This window comes from Gordonia sp. NPDC003424 (genome assembly GCF_053588655.1).
Genome location: NZ_JBSFQJ010000006.1, coordinates 117,693 through 141,851, shown reverse-complemented (window position 1 = coordinate 141,851; position 24,159 = coordinate 117,693). Strand labels below are relative to the sequence as shown.

The following is a 24,159-nucleotide window of genomic DNA, read 5'->3' as shown; positions in this document are numbered from 1 at the left end:
TGTGCTCCTGTCAGTTACCCATGCCCATGCCGCCGTCGACCGGAATCACCGCGCCGGTGATGTAGCCGGCCTGATCGGAGGCGAGGAAGCTGATGGCGGCGGCGACGTCCTCCGGCTTGCCGGTGTGGCCGAGCGGGATGGCCTGCTTGGCCATCTCGATGTACTTGTCTTCCATCTCCGCGGTCATGTCGGTGTCGATGAAACCGGGTGCGACGACGTTCGCGGTGATGTTGCGGGACCCCAACTCCCGCGCGATGGACCGCGCGAGGCCGATGATGCCGGCCTTGGACGCCGCGTAGTTGGCCTGCCCGGGGACACCGGACATCGCGACTACCGACCCGAGGAAGATCATCCGGCCCCACTTGGCGCGCTGCATGCCCTTGGTGGCGCGCTTGGCGCAGCGGAAGGCGCCGGTCAGGTTGGCGTCGACGACCTTCTCGAAGGAATCCTCGGAGAGGCGCATGAGCAGCATGTTGTCGGTGATGCCGGCATTGGCCACGAGCACCTCGACCGGGCCCTGATGTTCGGCGACCTCGTCGAAGGCGCGCTCGACCGACGCGTTGTCGGTGACGTCGCACTGCACCCCGAACAGCCCTTCGGGGGCACCGGAACCGCGGTGGGTGACGGCGACCTTGTGTCCGTCGGCGGCCAGGCGCCTCGCGACGGCCAGACCGATGCCGCGGTTACCGCCGGTCACCAGGACGGATCGAGAAACCTGTCCAACAGCGTTGTCTTCGGGGTTGCTTTCTGCCATGTGGGAAAACCCTATCGGTTGCCGAGAACGGGATCGTGGTCAGGGCAGGCGGTTCACGGGAGGCGGCGGTTGATCGCCAAGGCCGCGAACGCCGAGACCAGCGCCAGCAAGGTGCCGGCGATCAGCCAGGGCCGGGAATTGTCTCCGCGGCGCTTCTCGTAGCCGATCTGTTGTTGCAGCGTCTCGTAGACCTTGTTGAGTTCGTCGAGGCTGGCGGCGGTGAAGAACTGCCCACCCGACAGGTTCGCGATCTTGCGCAGCGAATCGTCGTCGACGGGCACCGGCACCTGATCGCCCTCGAGGTCGACGGTGCCGCTCATGGTGCCGAAGGAGATCGTCGAGATGGGGATCTTCTCCTCCTTGGCCTTGCGGGCCGCGGTGAACGCGCCGCGCGGATCGTCCGGGTCGTCGGGCACGGTTTCCTTACCGTCGGACAGCAGCACGATGCGGGCCGGCGGGGCCACGTTGGTGCCGCCGAGCACGGCGTTGAGGGTCTGGATCTGCTGGATCGCGGCGAAGATCCCCTCGCCGGTCGCGGTCTTGTCGTCGAGCCGGAGTTTGTCGATCGCCGCTTTGGTGGCGTTGTGGTCGGGGGTCGGCGACACCAGCGTGGCCGCCGTGCCGGCGAACGAGATGAGGCCGAGGTTGATGCCGTCGGTGAGTTCGTCGGCGAACTTCTTGGCGGCGGCCTGGGCCGCCTTGATCCGCGACGGCGCGACATCGGTCGCGTTCATCGACCGCGACACGTCGATCACCAGGATCACCGTCGCCTTGTTGCGGGGCACCTTGCGGTCGGCCTGCGGGCCGGCCATGGCGACGGTGAGCAGCGCCAGCGACACCAGCAACACCGCGATGGGCACATGCCGCCAGCGATTGGGCTTGTCCGGCGCGACCCGGTTCAGCAGGTCGAGGTTGGCGAAGCGCAGCGCACGCTTGCGGCGCATCCGCTGGACATACCAGTAGGCGACGCCCAGGCCGATGACGACAACGAACAGCAGGAGCCACCATGGGCTCGCGAGAATCGACACCCTCGGCTCACCCGACTCCGGCGGCCAGGCCGCGTCGACGCCGGGCCACGAACTTCACCGTGTCGGTGATCCAGTCGCGGTCGGTGGACAGGGACAGCACCGGACCGCCGCAGCTGCGGATGGTGCGGTGCACCTTCTGCTGATGTGCCCGGGCGGCGGCGGCGAAGTCCCGACGGATCGCGGGCGTCACGGTGATCTCCCGGATCTCGCCGGACTCCGCGTCGGCGAGGGTGACCTCGCCGATGTCGGGCAGATCGAGATCACGCGGGTCGAGGACCTCCACCGCGAGCAGCTCGTGATGGGCACCGATCGCCCGCAGCGAGCGTTCCCAGTCGACGGGGCCGAGGAAGTCGCTGATGATGACCGCGAGGCCGCGACGGCGCTGCGGGCGACGCAGCGCCTCGATCCCGGCGTGCAGATCACCCCGCACCCCGCTTGACGCCCGGGTGGTGGTCGCGATGGCCTTGAGGAGGTTCTGCGCGTGTGCGCGGCCGGCCCGCGCCGGTACCCGGACGAGGTTGTCGCCGGTGACGATGACGGCACCGTGGCGGTTGCCGCCGCCGGAGGTCAGGTGCACCAGCGCGGCGGCGGCGGCCACCGCGAGATCGCGCTTGGTGCAGTTCACCGTGCCGAAGTCGAGACTCGCCGAGGCGTCGACGACCAGCCAGGTCTCCAGCTCACGGTCGGCGATCATCTGCCGGACGTGGGGTTGGGTGGTGCGCGCGGTGACCGACCACTCCATCCGGCGGATGTCGTCGCCGGGCTGGTACGCCCGTGCCTCTCCGGGCTCCGAGCCCGGCCCCGGGATCAGCCCCAGGTGCTCCCCCTGCAGCACACCGTCGAGCTTGCGGCGGACGGACAGCTCCAGGGTCTTCAGCGCCGCGGTCAGCTGCGGCTCGGACAGCAGGCCGGCGCCCAGCGACGGCAGATCGCTATTGGCCGGCATACCGTGGCTGGTTCGCGGGCGCCTGGTTGACCGGCGTCTGGTTCGGCGCCTGGTTCACCGGCATACCGTTGGGCTGCCCAGCCTGCGGATGCGCCGGCTGCGGCTGCCCATTGTTCGGCGAATGCTGTTGTGGTGCTTGCTGATTCGGCGGCTGGTTGGCGGCCGGCGGTTGCGCCCCGTTCGGATAGGCGGCGGGCATCACCGGCTGCGCACCGACCTGCGGCAGACCGACGGTCTGCAGCACCCGGGTGATCACCTGGTCGGCGTCGACCTCGTCGGCCAGGGCGTCGTAGGAGAGCACCAGCCGGTGACGCATGACGTCCGGGACGATCTCGACGACGTCGGCCGGGATCACATAGTCGCGTCCGCGGATGAGGGCCAGGGCGCGCGCGGCGGCGACGATGCCCAGGGTGGCGCGCGGCGACGCCCCGTAGGACAGCCAGGCCGCGACGTCGGTCATGCCGAGTTCGGCGGGCCGTCGGGTGGCGTTGATGACGCGCACCACGTAGTCGACCAGCGCGTGGTGGACGAACACGTTGGCGGCGATCTTCTGGAGGCGGATCATCGTCTCCGGTTCGAGCACCTGCGACGCCGTCGGCGGCACGTTGCCCATCCGGTAGACGATCTCGCGCTCCTCCTCGACCGTCGGGTAGTCGACGAGGACCTTGAACAGGAATCGGTCGCGCTGCGCCTCGGGCAGCGGGTAGACGCCCTCGTTCTCGATGGGGTTCTGCGTCGCCATGACGAGGAACGGATCGGGCATCGGGTAGGTGGTGCCGCCGATGGACACGTGGCGCTCGGCCATCACCTCGAGCAGCGCCGACTGCACCTTGGCGGGTGCGCGGTTGATCTCGTCGGCGAGCAGGAAGTTGGCGACCACGGGACCGAGTTCGGTGTCGAACTCCTCGCGACCCTGCCGGTAGATACGGGTACCGATGAGGTCGGTGGGCACCAGGTCGGGAGTGAACTGGACGCGGGAGAACGAGCCGCCGACCACCGTCGCGAAGGTCTCCACCGCGAGCGTCTTCGCGACACCGGGAACACCCTCGAGCAGGATGTGGCCACGGGCGAGGAGCCCGACCAGGATGCGCTCGACGAGCTGATCCTGTCCGACGATGACGCGTTTGACCTCGTAGATCGCGCGCTCCAACAGCTTGACGTCAGCCTCGGACAGCGCCACCGCCGCGTCTCGTTCCGCGTTGTCGGTGTGGGGTTGCGAAGAGGTCAACCGGTACTCCTGTTCATCGACGTAGTGCGTCCGGACCGCCGGGTCCGGGCGTCTTCGATGTCCGGGCGTCTGAGGTCCGGGCATGTCGGGGCGAACTTTGCTGCCAGGGTAGTCGCGTCGCCTGAAAAGTGACCAAGAAGGGTCCGGCGCCGGGAAATGCGAACGACGGCTCAGAGCAGCCGCACGACGTTCGGCATGGCACCGTCTGTGCGCAGCGGCGACACCTTGACCACCGAACCCGACTGCGGCGCCTCGACCATCTTGTTGTCGCCGAGGTACAGCGCCACGTGCTGGCTGGCGTTGGCCCCGTAGAAGATCATGTCGCCGCGCTGGATCTGCGACAGCGGGACCTGCGGCCCGGATGTGTACTGGTAGCCGGTGTAGTGCGGGAGTTCGATGCCGACACCCGCGAAGGCGTAGATCATCAGTCCCGAGCAGTCGAAGCCGATCTTGTTGTAGTCGCCGTAGCTGTCGGCCACGCCACCGTCCCGGATGCCGCGGGTCGGCCCGTTCGCGTCGCCGCCGCCCCACGCGTAGGGCACGTTGAGCTGCGACAACGCGCGGTTGACCACGATCTCCACGGCCTGCGGGCCGCGCAGACCGGGACGTACCATCCCGCCGCCGGAGCTGCCGAACAGGGAGCCGAGGCTGCCGGTGCTCAGCACCGAGCTCAGCGAGTCGGCTCCGCTTCCGGTCATGTCGGACCCGCCGACGCCGAGTTCGTCGAGCAACTGTGAGTGCGGGATCTGCTGCTGTCCGACCAGGCCGGCGAGAATCTTCTGCCCGACGTCGAGGGCGAGCTTGGCGGCCGCCTCGGCTGCCACGGCCAGCGCCTGATTGTCGCCGCCCGCGGTCGGGGTGGTGCCCGGTCCGAGGGTCGTCGTACCGGCCGGCGGCAAGGCCGGAATGCCTGCCTGACCCGGGAAGAGGTTGGAGAGCAGGTCGTTCATCGACGGTGCTTCGACCTGCCGCTTCGGCGCGACGCCGCGCAGTTTGTCGAGCGAGGACTGGATCTCGTCACGCTTGCGGATCAGCTGCGTGCGCCGCTGCTGTTCGGAGGCCACCGCCGACCGTGCGGCCGCGAAGGCGGAAATCGCGTCGTCCTTGCGGGTCGCCGCGCTGCGTGCGGCGAAATCGGCCTGTCGCCGGGTCGCCTCGACGGCGGCCACCCGATTGGCGCGCTGATTCCGCGCGACCTGCAGCTTGTCGATGGTGTCGCGCTGCTGCTGGCCGACCCGATCGACGACGGTGACGCGGTCGAGAACGCTCTGCGGATTGTCCGACGACACGTAGTCGGTCATCGAGCCCTGGGAACCGCCGTGCCGATAGACGTCGCGGGCGAAGTTGTCGAACGCCGACTGGGCGGCATTGACCGCCCTGGTCGCCGAGGTCAGCTCACGCTTGGCTCCCTGGGCCGCCACCGACGCCAGATGCTGCGCCGCCAGCGAATTCTGGTAGTCGACCAGCGCTCGGTTGACGGTCTCCTGCTTGACCGCGACGGCGTTGTCGAGATCGGCGATGTTCTGATTCGCGGTGGCGATCTGATTGATCAGCGCCGCGGCACCCGACTTCTTCACCGGTGTCGCGTCCGCGCCTCCCACACCGAGCGCGGATCCCATGCCGGCGATCATCACGAGCGCGCAGATGCGCGCGAGCGGTCGCACCCGCGGTCTCCCACGCGCCTCACCCGTTAGCCGTCGCCTCACGAGAACTCCCTTGTCGTTCACGGCACCATGCATCACATGTGACGCTCACGAGCTCTGTCGCATCACACGTGACTACAGAACCGTACGTCACATCGAACACAGGGGAAAACAATCGTCACGAATTACATCAGCGTGATTACCAGCGGAAACAGGTGTGAACTGGTCAAAAGACCCACCTGATCGAGAGGTCTCGAATTTGTCACGACGGACCGAAATCGTCGGTCTCGGCGGTCGGGACGAACCGCGCGACCGATGAGGTGGCCGTGCTCAGTGCTCCGGGTGAGACCGGGTGTCCGGGTCGTTCGCCGGCGCGTCGCTCGGCGCGGCGGATTCGCCGGGTCCGGCTGCCGACTGCCCGACCAGCTCGGGGTCCGCTCCCGACGTGCGCGGCCCGGCCGCACGCGCCCGCACCTGCCGCATGCGCGCGAGGACCGCCCCGATCACGACGACGATGATGAGCACGAGCGAGATGACGGTCCAGTTGAGCGATGGACCCGACATCTGGTCCCACATCTTCTGTGCGGCCTGCGGCGGATTGGTGAGGGTCAGGTTCTCGGTCGCCTGCTCCTGGTCCACGCGGCTGAAATCCGGCGATGCGCTGCCCACCGAGTCGGGTCCGAGCACCATCACCGTGCCACCCACCTCGGACTGCAGCTGGGTGGCGATGTCGCGGTAGTAGGTGAACTTGGGCTGCCGCTGTTCGAGCACGACGATGCTCACCTGATAGCCGTCGTGCTTGGCGTCGGCGACGACCGTGCGAAGGCCCGGGACGTCGGAGGGGGTCGACGTGGACACCCCGTCGTCGCGCAGGTCGGCGAGGATCGCGCTCATGTCGACGTCGTCGGGGATGATCGACGGGGCCGGCGTTGCGAGCGGCGGCAGGGCCAGCACATCCTGTGTCGTCGCACCCGTGGTCATCCGGCCATCCTCACGTCGCTCCTGGTATCCCCTCGCAAAACCGAGCACGTTTCGCGAGGATTAAATTCGCACGGACCCCTGGGGCTCGCCAAACCTCCCGATGCACCGTACGACAGAATGGGTGGGTCATCCGCAACCGAGCCCCGATTCGCCGTCCTCCGCGTGTCGAGGGTCCGGGAGCTTGTTAACAGTACGCCCGTACTGTTAACATCGATGGTGTGTCCGGGCCTCCGCACGACCGGTCCCGGAGGACCCATCTGGCCCCGACAGCCGATGGCAGCGAGAAATCCCCGCTGCCGCCAACGCCGACGCAGCCCGTCGGAAGTGAGAAGCAGCCGGCGCGGCCCGCCGGCATCTGAGGAGAGTGGATTAGACGTGAGCAAGGATTCGTTCGGCGCCCAGGGAACCCTTGAGGTGGGCGACAACTCCTACGAGATCTATCGCCTGAGTGCCGTCAAGGGCACCGAGAAACTCCCCTATGCGCTGAAGGTCCTCGCCGAGAACCTGCTGCGCACCGAGGACGGCGCCAACATCACCAAGGAACACATCGAGGCGATCGCCAACTGGGATCCGAACGCCGAACCGAGCATCGAGATCCAGTTCACCCCGGCCCGTGTGATCATGCAGGACTTCACCGGCGTGCCCTGCATCGTCGACCTCGCCACGATGCGTGACGCCGTCAAGGAGCTCGGCGGCGACCCGGACAAGGTGAACCCGCTGGCGCCCGCCGAGATGGTGATCGACCACTCCGTCATCATCGAGGCCTTCGGCAACGCGCAGGCCTTCGAGCGCAACGTCGAGATCGAATATCAGCGCAATGAGGAGCGCTACAAGTTCCTCCGCTGGGGCCAGGGCGCCTTCGACGACTTCCGCGTCGTCCCGCCGGGCACCGGCATCGTCCACCAGGTGAACATCGAGCACCTCGCCCGGTCGATCATGGTCCGTGACGGCGTCGCCTACCCCGACACCTGCATCGGCACCGACTCGCACACCACCATGGAGAACGGCCTGGGCGTGCTGGGCTGGGGCGTCGGCGGTATCGAGGCCGAGGCCGCGATGCTCGGTCAGCCCGTCTCGATGCTCATCCCGCGCGTCGTCGGCTTCAAGCTGACCGGTGCCGCCAAGCCGGGTGTGACCGCCACCGACGTGGTGCTCACCATCACCGACATGCTGCGCAAGCACGGTGTGGTCGGCAAGTTCGTCGAGTTCTACGGCAACGGCGTCGCCGAGGTGCCGCTGGCCAACCGCGCCACCATCGGCAACATGAGCCCCGAGTTCGGCTCCACCTGCGCGATGTTCCCGATCGACGAGGAGACCGTGAACTACCTGCGGCTCACCGGTCGCAGCCGGGAGACCCTCGACCTCGTCGAGGCGTATGCCAAGGAACAGGGCATGTGGCTGGAGAAGGACGCCGCCGAGGCCCAGTACTCCGAGTACATGGAACTCGACCTGTCCACGGTCGTCCCGTCCATCGCCGGCCCGAAGCGCCCGCAGGACCGCATCGAACTCTGGGACGCCAAGAACGCCTTCCGCAAGGACATCCACAACTACGTCGAAGAGGGCAACACCCCGGCCCTGAACGGTGTCGACGAGTCCAACGAAGAGTCGTTCCCGGCGTCCGACGCCCCGTCGATCAGCCCGGACGCGGCCAAGCTCTCCTTCTCCGACGAGGAGCCCGCCCACAACGCCGCGAGGGGCGCCGACGGCCGGCCGTCCAAGCCGGTCAAGGTGTCCTCGCCCGAGCGCGGCGACATGATCCTCGACCACGGCATCGTGACCATCGCGTCGATCACCAGCTGCACCAACACGTCCAACCCGTCGGTCATGCTCGGCGCGGGCCTGCTGGCGAAGAAGGCCGTCGAGAAGGGCCTGACCGCCAAGCCGTGGGTCAAGACCTCCATGGCCCCGGGATCGCAGGTCGTCACCGGCTACTACGACAAGGCCGGACTCTGGCCGTACCTGGAGAAGCTCGGCTTCTTCCTCGTCGGCTACGGCTGCACGACCTGCATCGGCAACTCCGGTCCGCTGCCCGAAGAGATCTCCAAGGCGATCAACGACAACGATCTGACCGCGACCGCGGTGCTGTCGGGTAACCGCAACTTCGAGGGCCGCATCAACCCGGACGTGAAGATGAACTACCTGGCGTCGCCGCCGCTGGTCATCGCCTACGCGATCGCGGGCACCATGGACTTCGACTTCGAGACCGACGCGCTCGGTCAGGACTCCGACGGCAACGACGTCTTCCTCAAGGACATCTGGCCGTCGAACGAGGAGATCCAGGCGACCATCGCCTCGTCGATCTCGGCCGAGCAGTACGCCGCCGACTACGCCGACGTGTTCAAGGGCGACGAGCGCTGGCAGAACCTGCCGACGCCGGACGGCAAGACGTTCGAGTGGGACGACGAGTCGACCTACGTCCGCAAGCCTCCGTACTTCGATGGCATGCAGCTCGAGCCGGAGCCAGTCGCCGACATCAAGGGCGCACGCGTGCTGGCCAAGCTGGGTGACTCGGTGACCACCGACCACATCTCTCCCGCGTCGACCATCAAGCCCGGCACCCCGGCCGCGCAGTACCTCGACGAGCACGGTGTGGCGCGTAAGGACTACAACTCGCTGGGTGCCCGTCGTGGCAACCACGAGGTGATGATCCGGTCCACCTTCGGCAACATCCGCCTGGCCAACCAGCTGGTGGACGTCACCGGCGGCTACACCCGGGACTTCACCAAGGACGATGCACCGCAGTCGTTCATCTACGATGCCGCGCAGAACTACGCCGCGGCCGGCACGCCGCTGGTGGTGCTCGGCGGCAAGGAGTACGGCACCGGATCGTCGCGTGACTGGGCCGCCAAGGGCACCCGGCTGCTGGGCGTCAAGGCGGTCATCACCGAGAGCTTCGAGCGCATCCACCGCTCGAACCTGATCGGCATGGGCGTCATCCCGCTGCAGTTCCCCGAGGGCGAGTCACACAAGTCGCTGGGTCTCGACGGCACCGAGACCTTCGACATCACCGGCATCGAGGAGCTGAACGCGGGCAAGACCCCGAAGACGGTGCACGTCACCGCGACCAAGGCCGACGGCTCGGCCGTCGAGTTCGACGCCAAGGTCCGCATCGACACACCCGGTGAGGCCGACTACTACCGCAACGGAGGCATCCTGCAGTACGTGCTGCGGAACATGATCAAGAGCTGAACGGGGACTCGTAGTGCCCAAGGTCAGCGATGACCGCCTTGCCGCGCGTCGTCGAGAGATTCTCGACGGCGCGCGGCACTGCTTCGCCGAGTACGGCTACGACGGGGCGACGGTCAAACGCATCGAAGAATCCACCGGACTGTCCCGCGGCGCCATCTTCCACCACTACCGCGACAAGGAAGCGCTCTTCCTCGCGCTGGCGCAGGAGGACGCCGCACGCATGGCCGACGTCGCCGCCGAGCAGGGTCTGGTCCAGGTCATGCGCGACATGCTCGCGCGCCCACAGGATTTCGACTGGCTCGGCACCCGCCTGGAAATCGCGCGCAAACTGCGCACCGACCCGTCGTTCCGCGCGGCGTGGCTCGCCCATTCGGGCGATGTCGAACAGGCGACCCTGCGTCGGCTCGAGCGGGGCCGCGAGGCCGGCCGTCTGCGCGACGACGTGCCCACCGATGTGCTGCTGAAGTACCTCGACCTCGTGCTCGACGGCCTCATCACCCGCCTGGCGTCGGGCCAGCCCACCGACGACCTCCACGCGGTGCTCGACCTCGTCGAGGAGTCGGTGCGGGCCGTGCACGCCGACTGACCGCATTTCAGGCCGTTTTCAGGTTTCGGCCGATAGGTTCGACCCATGGATGTGGCGTCTGTCCCGTCGACCGATGCGGCACCCGACGGGGTCTCCCGCCGGACGTTCCTTCGTGGAGCGGTGGGTGTGGGTGGCCTCGCGGCCGCATCATGGGCGGCTTCTCGTCACACCGGACCGGCCGCCGCGGCGACCGCCGGAACCGCCATCGTGATCGGCAGCGGGTTCGGTGGTTCGGTCGCGGCGCTGCGGCTCGGGCAGGCCGGGTTCACGACGACGGTGTTCGAACGCGGCCGCCGGTGGCCGATCCGGGCCGACGGCGACACCTTCGCGACGTTCCTCACTCCCGACAAACGGGCCGCCTGGTTCGGCAGCCCCGCCGGCACAACCTATGCCGCGGCCATTCCGGTCCCGCCGTATCCGGGCGTGCTCGACCACATCATGGGCAACGGGCTCGAGGTGGTCTACGGCGCGGGCGTGGGCGGTGGGTCGCTGGTGTTCGGCTCATTCACCCCCGTGCCACGTCGCCAAGACTTCGAGCGGGTGTTCCCCGCCGCCGCCGACTACGACGAACTCGCCCGGACCTACTATCCGCGGGCCAAGCGCCTACTCGGTGTCTCCCCGTTGCCGAACGACATTCTCGCGCACCCGAACTACACCAGTGCGCGGTCCTGGCTGCCGCTGATCGCCCGGTACGGCGCCGAACCGCACTTCTTCGACTTCGCGATCGACTGGGATCTGGTCCGCGCCGAACTCGCCGGCCGCCGCCGACCGGGGGTGAGCATCGGCGACCTGACCTACGGCGTGAACAGCGGCGCGAAGAAATCCCTCGACCACACCGTGCTGCCCGCCGCAGAACGGACCGGCCGGGTGCGGATCCTGCCCATGCACGAGGTGTTCGACATCCGGGAACGACCGCGCCGCCGCGGTTTCGCGGTGACGGCGAGGGTGCTCGACGACGGCGGCCGGACGATTCGCACGGTGCACGCGGAGGCCGACCACCTGTTCCTTGCCGCCGGGTCCTTCCACACGACCGAGTTGCTGGTCCGGGCCCGCGCGCTGGGGGCCCTGCCGAAGTTGTCCGGACAGATCGGCAACGGGTTCGGCGGCAACGGCGACTTCCTCACGATCCGCCTCAACCCCCGTGAGGACAACGGGATCGTCCAGGGCGGCCCCGGCTACGCCCGCATCTACGAGGACAACCTGCCGGGCGGGCCGGTCTCGATGGTCTACCAGGCCACCCCGCTCCCCAGTCCGCTGGGCAGCACGCTCACCACGCACCTCGTCCAGGTCCACAGCGACGAGCGCGGCACGATCGACTTCGATCACGCGACCCGGCGGGGCGTGCTCACCTATCCGTTCCCGGAGGCAGTCAGCACCCTGGATCGCCGGGCGAATGCCTTCATCGAGCATTTCCACGAACGCACGGAGTTGCGCTTCGGCAACTCCGTCAACGGCATTCCGCTCTCCTCGCGCCTCACCGGATTCGGGTCGGCGAGCAGCTACCACGGCCTGGGCGGTGTGGTGATGGGCGCGGGCGCCTCGATGGACGGCGCGGTCCGTGGGTACGACGACCTGTACGTCGTGGACGGGTCATTCGTGCCCGGTGCGGTGGGGCTGGTCAATCCGTCGCTCACCATCACGGCACTGGCCGAACGCACAATGGACCGTTTCCTGGCACGGCACTGAACTCGTGCCGATCAGTCATTGCTGTTCCCTATCGATGCATTCGACGTGTCCGATGACCGCCGATCTATCGCTCGATATAGCATCTCAGTGATCGGTTTCCGAGCGTGAGGAGTGTCACTTGTTCCCCGGAGTCTTCGCCCAGTCCACACCCGACAAGCCCGCCGTCATCCGCGTGGCCACCGGCGAGCAGCTGACCTATCGGCAGCTCGACGAGAACTCGACGCGACTGGCGAACCATCTGGAATCGCTCGGCCTGCGGCCCGGCGACACCATCGCGATGGTCTCCCGCAACGACCTGCACATGTTCGAGGTCTACTGGGCCGCGCTGCGCAGCGGCCTCTACATCACCGCGATCAACCACCATCTGACGGCCGACGAGACCGATTACATCCTCACCGACTGCGCCGCACAGGTGCTGTTCGCCGACGCCGGTGTCGCCGAGGCGGTTTCACATACCGACGGCATCGCGGCGCTCAGCCGGCCGGGCCACCGTCTGGTGTGGGGCGGCGAGATCCCCGGGTTCGAGTCGTACGAGACGGTCCTCGCGAACGCCTCCGACGCGACGCGCGACGATCAGCCGCGCGGCACCGACATGCTGTATTCGTCCGGGACGACCGGTCGCCCGAAGGGCATCAAGACACCGATGCCGGTCGGCCAGGTCGACGAGGTCCCCGACGCCTACACGGCGATCTTCGCCCCGATGTACGGGTTCGACGCCGACACCGTCTACCTGTCGCCCGCACCGCTGTATCACGCTGCGCCACTTCGATATTGCGGTGTCACCAACTCGGTCGGCGGCACCGTCGCGTTCCTCGACCGGTTCGATCCCGAAACCGCTCTGGCCGCCATCGAGAAATATCACGTGACACACAGCCAGTGGGTGCCGACGATGTTCATCCGGATGCTCAAACTACCGAGCGAGGTGCGCGCCAAGTACGACGTGTCGAGCATGAAACTCGCCGTCCACGCGGCGGCCCCGTGCCCGGTCGACGTCAAGCGGGCGATGATCGAGTGGTGGGGCCCGGTGATCCACGAGTACTACGCGTCGACCGAGGCCGCCGGCGCCACCTTCATCGGACCACAGGAAGCACTGGATCACCCGGGCTCGGTCGGCAAGCCACTGCTCGGCGTCGTGCACATCTGCGACGAGGACGGCGCGGAACTCCCCGTCGGCGAGACGGGATTGGTGTACTTCGAACGCGACGAAATCCCGTTCCAGTACCACAACGACCCGGAGAAGACCCGCAAATCCCAGCATCCGCAGCATGAGAATTGGTCCACCACAGGCGATGTCGGATACGTCGATGCCGACGGCTACCTCTACCTGACCGACCGCAAGGCGTTCATGATCATCTCCGGCGGCGTCAACATCTACCCGCAGGAGGCCGAGAACGTCCTCATCGGCCATCCGGCCGTCTACGACGTCGCCGTGATCGGCGTGCCCGACGAGGACCTCGGCGAGGTGACCAAGGCGTGCGTGCAACTCGACCCCGCCTTCGCCGCCTCGCCCGAACTGGCCGAGGAACTGATCACGTTCACCAAGGACTCGATCGCCGCGTACAAGGCGCCCCGCAGCGTCGACTTCGTCGACGACCTCCCCCGCACACCAACCGGAAAGCTCGTCAAAGGCGAACTGCGCAAACGCTATTGGCCCCAGCCGACGGCGTGAGTCGCTACGCTGCGAAGGTACCCGGCGTCAGGAGGACACGTGTTTCCCGGTATCTTCGCAGCGTCGACACCCGACAAACCCGCGGTCATCCGGGCGGCCACCGGCGAGCAACTGACCTACCGGCAACTCGACGACAACTCCAGACGCCTGGCCAATCACCTGGACTCACTCGGCCTGCGCCGTGGGGACGGCATCGCCGTCGTCTCGCAGAACGACCTGCACATGTTCGAGGTGTACTGGGCCGCGCTGCGCAGTGGCCTGTACATCACCGCGATCAACCATCATCTGACCGCGGCGGAGACCGACTACATCCTCGACGACTGCGGCGCCCAGGTGCTGTTCGCGGGCGCGTCGGTGGCGGACGCGGTCGCGGACTCCGGGTCCGTCCCGGCGCTGAACCGGCCGGGCCGTCGTCTGATGTGGGGCGGCGAGATCGACGGGTTCGAGTCCTTCGGCACCGTGTTGGCGAACGCGTCGGACGCACCACGGGCCGATGAGCCGCGCGGCACCGACATGCTGTATTCGTCGGGAACCACCGGCCGACCCAAGGGGATTCGTGCACCGCTGCCCGAGGGCCGGGTCGACGAGGTCAAGGACGGCTACACCCTGATCTTCGAGCCGATGTACGGATTCGGCCCCGACACCGTCTACCTGTCCCCTGCCCCGCTGTATCACGCTGCACCGCTGCGGTTTTGCGGGATGACGAACTCGCTGGGCGGCACCGTGGTGTTCCTGGACCACTTCGAACCCGAGGCGGCGCTGGCCACGATCGAGAAGTACCACGCGACCCACAGCCAGTGGGTCCCGACGATGTTCATCCGGATGCTCAAGCTCCCCGCCGAGGTGCGGACGAGATACGACGTGTCTTCCATGAAGATCGCGGTGCACGCCGCCGCGCCGTGCCCGGCCGAGGTCAAGCGGGCGATGATCGAGTGGTGGGGCCCGGTGATCCACGAGTACTACGCGGCCACCGAGGCGGCCGGCGCGACCTTCATCGGCCCACAGGAGGCGCTCGAGCATCCGGGGTCGGTCGGCAAGGCGTTGATGGGCGTCGTCCATATCTGCGGCGACGACGGGACCGAACTGCCGACCGGCGGCGTGGGCGTCATCTACTTCGAGCGCGACGAGATGCCGTTCCGGTATTACAACGACCCGGAGAAGACCCGCAGCGCGCAGCATCCCGCACATCCGAACTGGGCGACCACCGGCGACATGGGTTACCTCGACGACGACGGCTACCTCTACCTGACTGACCGCAAGGCGTTCATGATCATCTCCGGCGGCGTCAACATCTACCCGCAGGAGGCCGAGAACGTCCTCATCGGCCATCCCGCGGTCTACGACGTCGCCGTGATCGGCGTGCCCGACGAGGACCTCGGCGAGGTGACCAAGGCGTGCGTGCAACTCGACCCCGCCTTCGCCGCCTCGCCGGCGCTCGCCGACGAACTCATCGCCTACACCACCGAGCGGATCGCCGCTTACAAGGCGCCGCGTTCTGTCGACTTCGTCGACGACCTTCCCCGCACACCAACCGGGAAGCTGGTGAAAGGCGAACTGCGCAAGCAGTATTGGCCGTAGTGCGGGTTGCTGCCGGAGCAGACCCCTCGTCGCTCGTAGGCGACTACAGTGACCCCATGGCCACCGACCACCTCCGGAACCTGCGCGTGGCGGTCTACGACGCGGACGGAGCCGGCGTCGTCACCGCGCTCGCCGAAGCACCATGGGAGGACCGGCTGCAACTCGCCGGTGATGGCCTGTTGACCGCGCTCGCCCAATCCGTCGACGGCGCAACCGAACTCGCCCGCGAGTGTGCCGCACGGTTGCGTGTGCGCGAGTGGTACGGCGACACCGAACTCGTCGAGCAACTCGACGCCGCGCTCGGCGACAGGGCCACACCGATGCTGCGCGCGTTGCCCATCGACCTCGAGGAACTCGCGGGCGCGATCGAAGGTGATCCATTACAGGGCGGCGCACGGATCGACCTGACGACCGGTCAGGTCATTCCGGACATCGTCATCGAGGACGGGCAGCTCGAGATGGACGAGGACGAACTCGAGGATCCCGACCGGTGGCTGGGAGTCTGGTGCGAGGGGTCACACGCCGGATACCGCGACATGGAACTGTTCATCGAGTCGCTCGGCGACACCCATCTCGCCGAGAAACTCTCGATCGCGATCGACGGTCGCGGGGCATTCCGCCGCTTCAAGAACGTGCTCTACGACCAGCCCGAGAACTCGGACTGGTACATCTTCTCCGACGAACGGCATCGCGGGCGCGCTCGGAAATGGTTGGCGAGGGAGGGCTACCGCCCCGACCCGACGGTCAGGCCAGCTCTATGAGCTCCTGATATTCGTCGGACCAGTGATCCTCGGTGCCGTCGGGCAGCAGGATCACACGTTGCGGATCGAGCGCGGCCGCCGCACCCGGGTCGTGCGTCACCAGCACCACCGCACCGGCATAGCTGCGCAGGGCGTCGAGCACCTGCTCGCGGGAGATCGGGTCGAGGTTGTTGGTCGGCTCGTCGAGCAGCAACACGTTGGCCGCCGACGACACCAGCCCGGCCAGGGTCAGACGCGTCTTCTCACCACCCGAGAGCGTGCCGGCGGGCTGGTCGAGCTGTGGACCGGTGAACATGAACGCGCCGAGCAGACCACGCAGGTCCTGCTCCCCAGCGTCGGGTGCGGCGTGCCGGATGTTCTCCCACACCGACGCCAAGTCGTCGAGGGTGTCGTGCTCCTGCGCGAAGTAGCCGATCTTGAGGCCGTAGCCGGGTTCGAGCGCTCCGGTGTCGGGCTGCTCCACGCCGGCGAGCAGTTTGAGCAGCGTGGTCTTGCCGGCGCCGTTGAGGCCGAGGATGACCACCCGGCTGCCCTTGTCGATGGCCAGATCGACGCCGGTGAAGATCTCCAGCGACCCGTAGGACTTGCTCAGACCGCTCGCCATCAGCGGCGTCTTGCCGCACGCGGCCGGTTCGGGGAACTTGATGCGCGCGGTCTTGTCGGCCACCCGCTCCTCGTCGAGTGAGTCGAGCATGCGGTCGGCGCGTTTGAGCATCTGCTGGGCGGCGGTCGCCTTGGTGGCCTTCGCACCGAGCTTCGCGGCCTGGGCCCGCAGCGCACCGGCCTTCTTCTCCGCGTTCGCCCGCTCGCGACGACGTCGCTGTTCGTCGGTGGCGCGGGCGTCGAGGTAGCGCTTCCAGCCCATGTTGTAGATGTCGGCCTCACCGCGGACGGCGTCGAGGAACCACACCTTGTTGACGACGTCGGCGAGCAGGTCGACGTCGTGGCTGATCACGACGAGCCCGCCGTCGTGGTTCTGCAGGAAACCGCGGAGCCAGGTGATCGAGTCGGCGTCGAGGTGGTTGGTGGGCTCGTCGAGCAGCAGGGTGGTGTCGGACTTGCCGGAACCGTCGGACGCGGCGAACAGGATGCGCGCCAACTCGATTCGACGACGCTGACCACCCGACAGGGTGCGCAGCGGCTGACCGAGGACACGGTCGGGCAGGCCGAGGCTGTGGCAGATGCGTGCCGCCTCGGATTCGGCGACGTACCCGCCGAGTGCGGAGAACCGCTCCTCGAGCTGGCCGTACTTGCGGACCGCCTTGTCCCGGATCTTGTCGTCGGCGGCCTCGGCCATCAACGCCTGCTGCTTTTCCATCTGCCGCAGGATGGTGTCGAGTCCACGGGCGGAGAGCACCCGGTCCTTGGCCAGGACGTCGAGGTCACCCTCCTTCGGGTCCTGCGGCAGGTACCCGAGTTCCCCGTTACGCAGGATCGTGCCGGCGTACGGCTCGGTCTCGCCCGCCAGAATGCGCAGCGTGGTCGTCTTGCCGGCGCCGTTGCGGCCGACCAGTCCGATCCGGTCGCCGGGGGCGATACGCAGCGAGGAATCGGGCGCCGACAACAGGGTCCGAGCGCCCGCTCGAACTTCCAGGTCGGTCGCGGTGATCACGGCGGTTCAGTCTACCTGCGATTACCGACGTCTTTTCACACCCGCCGAACCCGGTGACGGCCGACGTCGGGCGATGCCGTCGGCCGGTGACCGAAACCACACCACGCCGGCCGCGTCGAGCACCGCCATGACGATTTCGGTGCCTGCCCCGGCAGACCACCCGATACGGTGAGGTCGTGCCCCGACCGCTCATGACCGCCACGCTTTCGGTGTGAGCCCGTCGCGCGAGCAGTCCTCCGACGTGGTGGTGGTCGGTGCGGGACCGGCCGGTCGCGCGGTGACCCATCGGCTGCTGGCGCACGGGTGCACCGTGACGCTGGTGGATCCGCGACCCGACGCCCGCTGGCGCGCGACCTATGCCTGCTGGACGGACGAACTACCGGACTGGCTGCCGGGCCACGCCATCGCCGCCGAGGTCGATTCGGTCGCGATGCGGTCGCCCGGCACCGTGGTCGTGCACCGCGGTTACACCGTTCTCGACGTGGTCGCGCTGCAGGGCTCGCTCGACATCGCCGGGGCTCGCGTCATCGAAGACCGCGCCGCGACGCTCGAGCCCGATCGGATCACGCTCGCCTCCGGTGACGCGGTCACCGCGGGCACGGTGATCGATGCGCGCGGGACCTCCGGACGCGGGCCACGGCAGACCGCCTACGGTCGGATCGTGCCCCGCGACCAGGCACTTCCGATACTCGACGGAGCCGGCGCCGTGCTCATGGACTGGACCCCGGTACCCGGACTCGACCCGGCGGCACCACCGTCGTTCCTCTACGCGATACCCCTCGACGACGACCGGGTGCTGCTCGAGGAGACCTGTCTGGCGGGCGATCCGGCGTTGCCGCCCAGTGAGTTACGCGCCCGGCTGGATGCGCGCCTGCCCGGACCCTCGCACGACGAACTGGGCGACGAGACCGTGTCCTTCGGCCTACTGGGCGCGGCCGCCCCGTGGCGCAGCGACGTGGTGCTGTTCGGTGCCCGCGGTGGCCTGATGCACCCCGCCACCGGATACAGCGTCGCGGCGTCGCTGCGCGCCGCCGAGGTGGTCGCGACCGCGGTTGCCGGACAACAGGATCCGATGCGGGTGCTGTGGCCGCAGTCCGCGCGTCAGGTCCATCGGCTGCGTCGGGCCGGACTGCGGTCGGTGCTGGCGCTCGACGCGGTCCAGACGCGACGGTTCTTCGAGACGTTCGGCCGCCTGTCCGTCGACCACCAGCGGGCGTATCTGTCCGAGCGCGAGAATCTTCCGGGGGCGATGCAGACGATGGCGATACTGTTCGCGGAGGTGGGCGGAAGCACTCGTCGCGCACTGATGCGGTCCGTGCTGGGACGGTGACCGGTCAGTGCCGCCGCAGCTCACGCCACGCCGCGACCATGTCGTCCACGTCGACGGTGTGCGCGGTGATCAGGCTCGGCATGCCCGCTCGGGTGGACAGATGTGCCTCGCGGACCCGACGGTTGAAGTCGGTCAACAGATCTCGCACCGCCTGTTCGTCGGCGATCTGCCGCAACGACTCCGGAAACCCCTGCGCCTCCTTGCGCAGTTGCAGCGGCGCCGGCAACAACGCCGACGAGTCCAGGTCCTCGTCGCGGATCTTGCGTTTGACCCACCAGTCCGGGTCGTCGGCGTCCGACAGGTCGAGTGGCTTGCCCATTCCGGGTAGATCGTCGAACTCACCGCGCTCGGTGGCCTCACGGATCATCTTCTCCACCCGCGACTCGTAGACGGGCGGTCGCCAGCGGCGGACACGACGAAACCGCCCCTCGTCGGGGCGGCCGTCATCCAGGTCGTGCGGTGAGCGGTTGTCCACATCTCGGTTCTACACCCGTTCGGGCACCATTCTCGGCCCCAACAGGCACCCGTCCGCACCTTCCACGCAGTGCGACGACGTTGGATCGTGGACCGCACACCGAGGGAAGCGAGCGATCGATGCGAACCCACGACAGCAACCACGAGCAGCTGTCCGAGCTGCACCCGAAGACGTCTCGACACGACGACGCCGTGCCCACTGCCGCGATGAACGCGGCACTGGCCGGCCGATGGGAGGTGGCCGGACCGACCGGCATCGGCGGGCTGCAGCGCACCGTCGGAAACGCCGGCGCGGCCGCGCTGATCGGCGAGAACCGCTCACCCGTGCACGACGTCGTCGGCTCCGGCGGCGCGCCGCTCCCGGGTGATCTGCGCGCCGACATGGAGGGCCGCTTCGGCCATGACTTCGGCGATGTCCGCATCCACGACGACGCGGCCGCCCACGACTCCGCCAAGTCGGTGCACGCGCAGGCCTACACCGTCGGGTCGGACATCGTCTTCCAGAGCGGCAAATACGATCCGGACTCCCACGCCGGGAAACACATGATCGCCCATGAACTCACGCATGTCGTACAACAGCGCAACGGCCCGGTCGACGGCACCGACGCAGGCGGTGGGGTCAAGATCAGTGACCCGTCGGACCGATTCGAGCGCGAAGCGGTCGCCAACGCCGACCGCATCATGTCCGCTCCTGCCGCGGCGACCGCACAGACGTTCGTGCAGCGCCAGGACGACGAAACCGACGAAGAGTAGGCACTCCCACCATGTCCGAGTCGGCCCGTGCCGCGGGGCCGGTCACCGACGCGCTCGCGGAAGGACGACGGCGCGCCGAGCCGGTCCGACCTCCCGCCGGGCCGGCCGCGCTCGCCGCGCTGCAGCGTGCCGCCGGCAATGCGGCCGTGGACGCCCTGCTGCTGGGAAAGTTCCGGGCCCCCGGACGCAGTGAGATCGACGGGGCCCTCCGGGAGATCCGCAAGGACGAGCCGGCCATCGACGTCGTCGAGAAGGGACTCAAGGCCGCTCGCGACGTCGGCGTGCCCGTCGAGTTGGAGGGACCGAAACCGCCCGCCTCGGCGCTCGCCGTCGTCAAGACCGGGTTCGGGCCGGGTGCGGTCCCACCCAAGAAGCCGGTGCCGCCGCCGAAACCCACGCCGGACAAGAGCCCGCTGGGCAAGGCCGCGGCCGCCCCGGCGAAACACGTCGGTCCGGGGTCCGGCGCGAAGACCACCGCCGCCCCGGCGCCGACCGTGGGGGCCGCGCGGGGGCTCAAGCCGCTCAGCGCCGATCAGCTCACCCGGCCCCCCGTACCGCCGGCGCCGATGCCGCCCGGTCGCGATCCCGCGTTCACCGCGGTGACCTCGAACGTCACCGCCTTCGCCAAGGCCAAGCGCGCACATCCACCGGCCGCGTCGAAGGCCAAGGAGGCGCAGGACGCCGCGCTCCCCCCGACCGACGACATCGCCGGGCAGGCCAAGGCGGCCAAGGTCGACTCGATGGACGCCCAGCCCGCCGGCACCTTCGACAAGAAGGCGTTCATCGCCGCGGTGAAGGCGGCGATCGAGGCGAAATCCCCGAAGACGCTGACCGAGGCCGACAAGTACGCGGAGTCCGGCAAGGCCGGAGAGGTCAAGGGCGAGGTCAAGGGTCTCCTGAAACAGGGCACGCAAGGCCAGGAGCGCGACATCGAGACCGCCACCACCGCCGCCCCGGACACCTCCAAGGCGGTGCCGAAGCCGGTCAGCCCGATGGGACCGGAGCCACCGGGCACCGCGCCGACGATCCCGGCGGCGGGCGCCGCACCCAAGCCGGCGCCCCCCGAGCAGCTCAATCTCGAGGCCGGCAAGCGGCAGGCCGATCAGGAGATGGCCGACGCACAGGTCGACGAGCACCAACTCGCCGAATCCAACGAACCCGAGTTCCATCAGGCCCTCGCAGACAAGAAAGAGGCTGCAGCGCACGCCGATACCGCCCCGGCCGCGTTCCGCAAGCAGGAGGCCGACGTCATCACCTCCACCCAGACCCAGGCATCGGCCGAGACGAAGGCCGGGATCGCCGGCATGCAGGGCACCAAGGCGGCCGCGCTGGCCCGGCTCGTCGCCGACAAGGGCAAGACCAAGTCGAAGGACGAGGCCAAGCGGGCCGAGGTCACCACACGGGTCCAAGCCATCTTCACCGCGACCGAAACCGATGTGAAGAAGCTGCTCGACGGCATCGACCCGAAGGTGGAGAAGGCCTTCGACGAGGGCGAAGCGGTGGCCCGCAAGACCTTCGAAACCTACGTCGCGGCGAAGATGGCCGCCTACAAGGAGGATCGCTACAGCGGTTGGCTCGGCGGATTACGGTGGGCCAAGGACAAATTGGTCGGCATGCCCGACAAGGTCAACGAGTTCTACGAGGCCGGCCGCGAAATCTACCTCAAGAAGATGGACGCCGTGATCGCCGGTGTGGCCGACATGGTCGGCAACGATCTGTCCGCGGCCAAGAAGCGCATCGCGGCGGGCAAGCTCGAGATCGCCTCCTACGTCAAGAGTCTCCCGACGAGCCTGCGCAAGGTGGGGGCCGAGGCCTCCAAGGAGATCGACGACCGCTTCGGACAACTCGAGGACGACGTCAACGCCAAACAGGATGCGGTGGTCGACACCCTGGCGAGCAAGTACGTCGAGGCCCGCAAAGGACTCGACGAGCGCATCGAGGAACTGCAGGCCGAGAACAAGGGACTGGTCGACAAGGCGATCGGCGCAATCAAGGCCGTCATCAACACGATTCGCAAGCTGGCGTCGATGCTGATGAACACCCTGGCCCGGGTCGCACACGTCGTCGGCGACATCATCAAGCACCCGGTCCGGTTCCTCGGCAACCTCGTCGAGGGGGTGAAGGGCGGCATCCTGCGGTTCAAGGACAACATCCTCGACCATCTCCGCAAGGGTCTGATGACGTGGCTCTTCGGCGCGCTGGCCGAGGGGGGCGTCGAGCTACCCGACAAGTTCGATCTGCAGGGCATCGTCAAGCTGCTGGCCTCGATCTTCGGCCTGACGTGGCGAAACATCCGCAGCCGCTTGGTCAAACAGATCGGCGAGCCCGCGATGGCGGCGGTCGAGAAGGGTGTCGAGATCTTCCAAACCCTCGCTTCGACCGGCATCGGCGGACTGTGGCAGATGCTGGTGGACAAACTCGGCGACATCAAGGAGATGATCCTCGAGCAGGTCAAGGACTTCGTCGTCACCCGGATCATCACCGCGGGCATCACCTGGCTGATCGGCCTGCTGAACCCGGCGGCGGCATTCATCAAGGCCTGCAAGCTGATCTACGACATCATCATGTTCTTCGTCGACAACGCCGAGCGGATCCTCTCGTTCGTCAACACGGTGATCGACTCGGCCGTCGACATCGTGCGCGGCAACGTCGGTGGCGTGGTCGCGAAGATCGAGGACGCGCTCGGCCAGATGGTGCCGATCCTGATCGGCTTCCTGGCCAACGTGATCGGCATCGGGGGCATCGGCGAGAAGATCCGTGCCATCATCGGCCGGCTGCAGAAACCGATCAACAAGGCACTCGATTTCGTGATCAAGACCGGGCTGAAGCTGGCCGGACCGATCATCAGGGGGCTCAAGGGAATCGGGAGCAAGGTCAAGGGAAAGGTCAAGGCGGGCAAGGAGTGGGTGAAGGGGAAGGTTGACGCGGGGAAGGAGTGGGTGAAGGGCAAGATGCCGGGCGGGAAGGACCGTGGAGGAAAGGAGCCTGACGGCAAGGACAAGGGGACGAAACACGGACCTCTGGAGAAGCCCTTCGACCTGAAGGGCTACGGGCATCGCGTGTTCGTCGCGGACCGCGGGAAGCCCGGCAAGGCCATGGTCGCCAGCAATCCTCAGCCCATCGACGAACTGGTCAGGACGATTCTCGCGGCGATCGCGTTGGTCCGGCCCGACGAGACCGAAAAGCAAAGGCAGAGCAGGGAGGGTCGGCTTGCCCAGGCTCAGGTGATCGCGCGCCAGATCATGCAGCTGCTGCCCTTCATCGAACGACCGGGACCCGAGAGCGAACGGATGAGCGTCCTCGGCCTCATGTCACAGTTGATCCGTAGCCTCGCGTTCAAGTTGCCGAGCAACCCGAAGGACAAGCCGACGATTCGGGACGTGAAATCAAAAGAGGTCGGGACGGCCTGGTACGACATCAACGGCCAGCGTGGCACGGTGGCGGCCATCAGCGGGGGCGGGCTGGGGGTTTCGACGGGACTCGAGAGCGAAGGGCCGCAGATCGAGGATGCGACCGAAAGCTGGAACCAGTTCTTCCAGGCGCTCGTCATACCGTCGAAGCGCGCCCCGAAGGAGGGCGAAGCCCGTCGGCAGATTCCCCGGCACACCGACTCTGAGATCAAGATCCTGTCTTATGTGGCAAGCAGATTCGCGAATCTGCCGATGCGTGAGCCCAGCGACAACTTCCGTGAGAACACAGTCCATCCGGAGGTCAAGGGAACCATCCAGCTGTACACCAACAACGTCACGTGCGACTCGTGCGCATTCGTCATCGGTCAATTCAGGAGAATGTTTCCCAACGTCGAGGTGATCACCGGTCGTGGGACACCTCATCGTCCGAAGCGGCGCAAGTCCAAGTGACATCCCCACGTCTGCCGGCATGCCCGGCCATCGGTCATCCGCTGCTTCGTTCCGAGTCCGCTCCGTCGATCGAGGGAGCGA

The 24,159-nt window shown here is 67.7% G+C and carries 17 protein-coding genes; 9 read left to right on the top strand and 8 right to left on the bottom strand.

The features are described from left to right. Window positions 1-10 precede the first annotated feature (10 nt). From fabG1 to ACWDTI_RS11275, 6 genes are all read right to left on the bottom strand, one after another. Window positions 11-754: a 3-oxoacyl-ACP reductase FabG1 gene (gene fabG1, locus ACWDTI_RS11300; RefSeq protein WP_449738161.1), complete on the bottom strand. Its 744-nt coding sequence runs from the start codon at window positions 752-754 to the stop codon at window positions 11-13. Between the two features lie 53 nt (window positions 755-807). After that, window positions 808-1,776, bottom strand: a complete 969-nt coding sequence (locus ACWDTI_RS11295; protein ID WP_449738310.1) for a VWA domain-containing protein — start codon at window positions 1,774-1,776, stop codon at window positions 808-810. A gap of 13 nt (window positions 1,777-1,789) precedes the next feature. Next, entirely contained in the window at window positions 1,790-2,728 is a 939-nt protein-coding gene (locus ACWDTI_RS11290) for a DUF58 domain-containing protein (RefSeq protein WP_449738160.1), read from the bottom strand. Continuing rightward, on the bottom strand, window positions 2,715-3,956 hold the full coding sequence (locus ACWDTI_RS11285; RefSeq protein ID WP_449738159.1) for an AAA family ATPase: 1,242 nt from the start codon (window positions 3,954-3,956) through the stop codon (window positions 2,715-2,717). The genes ACWDTI_RS11290 and ACWDTI_RS11285 overlap by 14 nt, the downstream gene beginning before the upstream one ends. A gap of 170 nt (window positions 3,957-4,126) precedes the next feature. Next, a complete protein-coding gene (locus tag ACWDTI_RS11280; RefSeq protein ID WP_449738158.1) occupies window positions 4,127-5,695 on the bottom strand; it encodes an NlpC/P60 family protein in 1,569 nt (522 codons plus the stop codon). A 234-nt stretch (window positions 5,696-5,929) separates the two neighbouring features. After that, entirely contained in the window at window positions 5,930-6,580 is a 651-nt protein-coding gene (locus ACWDTI_RS11275; RefSeq protein ID WP_449738157.1) for an Rv1476 family membrane protein, read from the bottom strand. Between the two features lie 375 nt (window positions 6,581-6,955). Here ACWDTI_RS11275 and ACWDTI_RS11270 point away from each other — a divergent pair, with 375 nt between their 5' ends. The 6 genes from ACWDTI_RS11270 (at window position 6,956) to ACWDTI_RS11245 (ending at window position 16,049) form a co-directional block, all read left to right on the top strand. Next, on the top strand, window positions 6,956-9,769 hold the full coding sequence (locus ACWDTI_RS11270) for an aconitate hydratase (RefSeq protein WP_449738156.1): 2,814 nt from the start codon (window positions 6,956-6,958) through the stop codon (window positions 9,767-9,769). A 13-nt stretch (window positions 9,770-9,782) separates the two neighbouring features. After that, entirely contained in the window at window positions 9,783-10,355 is a 573-nt protein-coding gene (locus ACWDTI_RS11265; RefSeq protein WP_449738155.1) for a TetR/AcrR family transcriptional regulator, read from the top strand. Window positions 10,356-10,400: 45 nt separating this feature from the next. Next, on the top strand, window positions 10,401-12,041 hold the full coding sequence (locus ACWDTI_RS11260) for a GMC oxidoreductase (RefSeq protein ID WP_449738154.1): 1,641 nt from the start codon (window positions 10,401-10,403) through the stop codon (window positions 12,039-12,041). 118 nt (window positions 12,042-12,159) lie between these two features. Continuing rightward, window positions 12,160-13,710 (top strand): acyl-CoA synthetase, encoded by a 1,551-nt coding sequence (locus ACWDTI_RS11255; protein WP_449738153.1) that lies wholly within the window; start codon window positions 12,160-12,162, stop codon window positions 13,708-13,710. A gap of 39 nt (window positions 13,711-13,749) precedes the next feature. Then, window positions 13,750-15,288: an AMP-binding protein gene (locus ACWDTI_RS11250; protein WP_449738152.1), complete on the top strand. Its 1,539-nt coding sequence runs from the start codon at window positions 13,750-13,752 to the stop codon at window positions 15,286-15,288. A 56-nt stretch (window positions 15,289-15,344) separates the two neighbouring features. Continuing rightward, window positions 15,345-16,049, top strand: a complete 705-nt coding sequence (locus ACWDTI_RS11245; protein WP_449738151.1) for a UPF0158 family protein — start codon at window positions 15,345-15,347, stop codon at window positions 16,047-16,049. Here ACWDTI_RS11245 and ACWDTI_RS11240 read toward each other — a convergent pair. After that, a complete protein-coding gene (locus ACWDTI_RS11240; RefSeq protein WP_449738150.1) occupies window positions 16,033-17,661 on the bottom strand; it encodes an ABC-F family ATP-binding cassette domain-containing protein in 1,629 nt (542 codons plus the stop codon). The genes ACWDTI_RS11245 and ACWDTI_RS11240 overlap by 17 nt on opposite strands. A gap of 211 nt (window positions 17,662-17,872) precedes the next feature. Here ACWDTI_RS11240 and ACWDTI_RS11235 point away from each other — a divergent pair, with 211 nt between their 5' ends. Next, window positions 17,873-18,991, top strand: a complete 1,119-nt coding sequence (locus tag ACWDTI_RS11235; RefSeq protein WP_449738149.1) for a lycopene cyclase family protein — start codon at window positions 17,873-17,875, stop codon at window positions 18,989-18,991. 4 nt (window positions 18,992-18,995) lie between these two features. On the opposite strand, the gene ACWDTI_RS11230 is transcribed toward ACWDTI_RS11235, so the two are convergent. Continuing rightward, on the bottom strand, window positions 18,996-19,358 hold the full coding sequence (locus ACWDTI_RS11230; RefSeq protein ID WP_449738309.1) for a DnaJ family domain-containing protein: 363 nt from the start codon (window positions 19,356-19,358) through the stop codon (window positions 18,996-18,998). 227 nt (window positions 19,359-19,585) lie between these two features. Here ACWDTI_RS11230 and ACWDTI_RS11225 point away from each other — a divergent pair, with 227 nt between their 5' ends. Further along, complete coding sequence (locus ACWDTI_RS11225; RefSeq protein ID WP_449738148.1) at window positions 19,586-20,218, top strand: eCIS core domain-containing protein; 633 nt, start codon at window positions 19,586-19,588, stop codon at window positions 20,216-20,218. Between the two features lie 11 nt (window positions 20,219-20,229). After that, the gene (locus ACWDTI_RS11220) at window positions 20,230-24,078 is read left to right on the top strand and encodes a deaminase domain-containing protein (protein WP_449738147.1); all 3,849 of its coding nucleotides are present in this window, start codon (window positions 20,230-20,232) and stop codon (window positions 24,076-24,078) included. The last annotated feature ends 81 nt before the right edge of the window (window positions 24,079-24,159 follow it).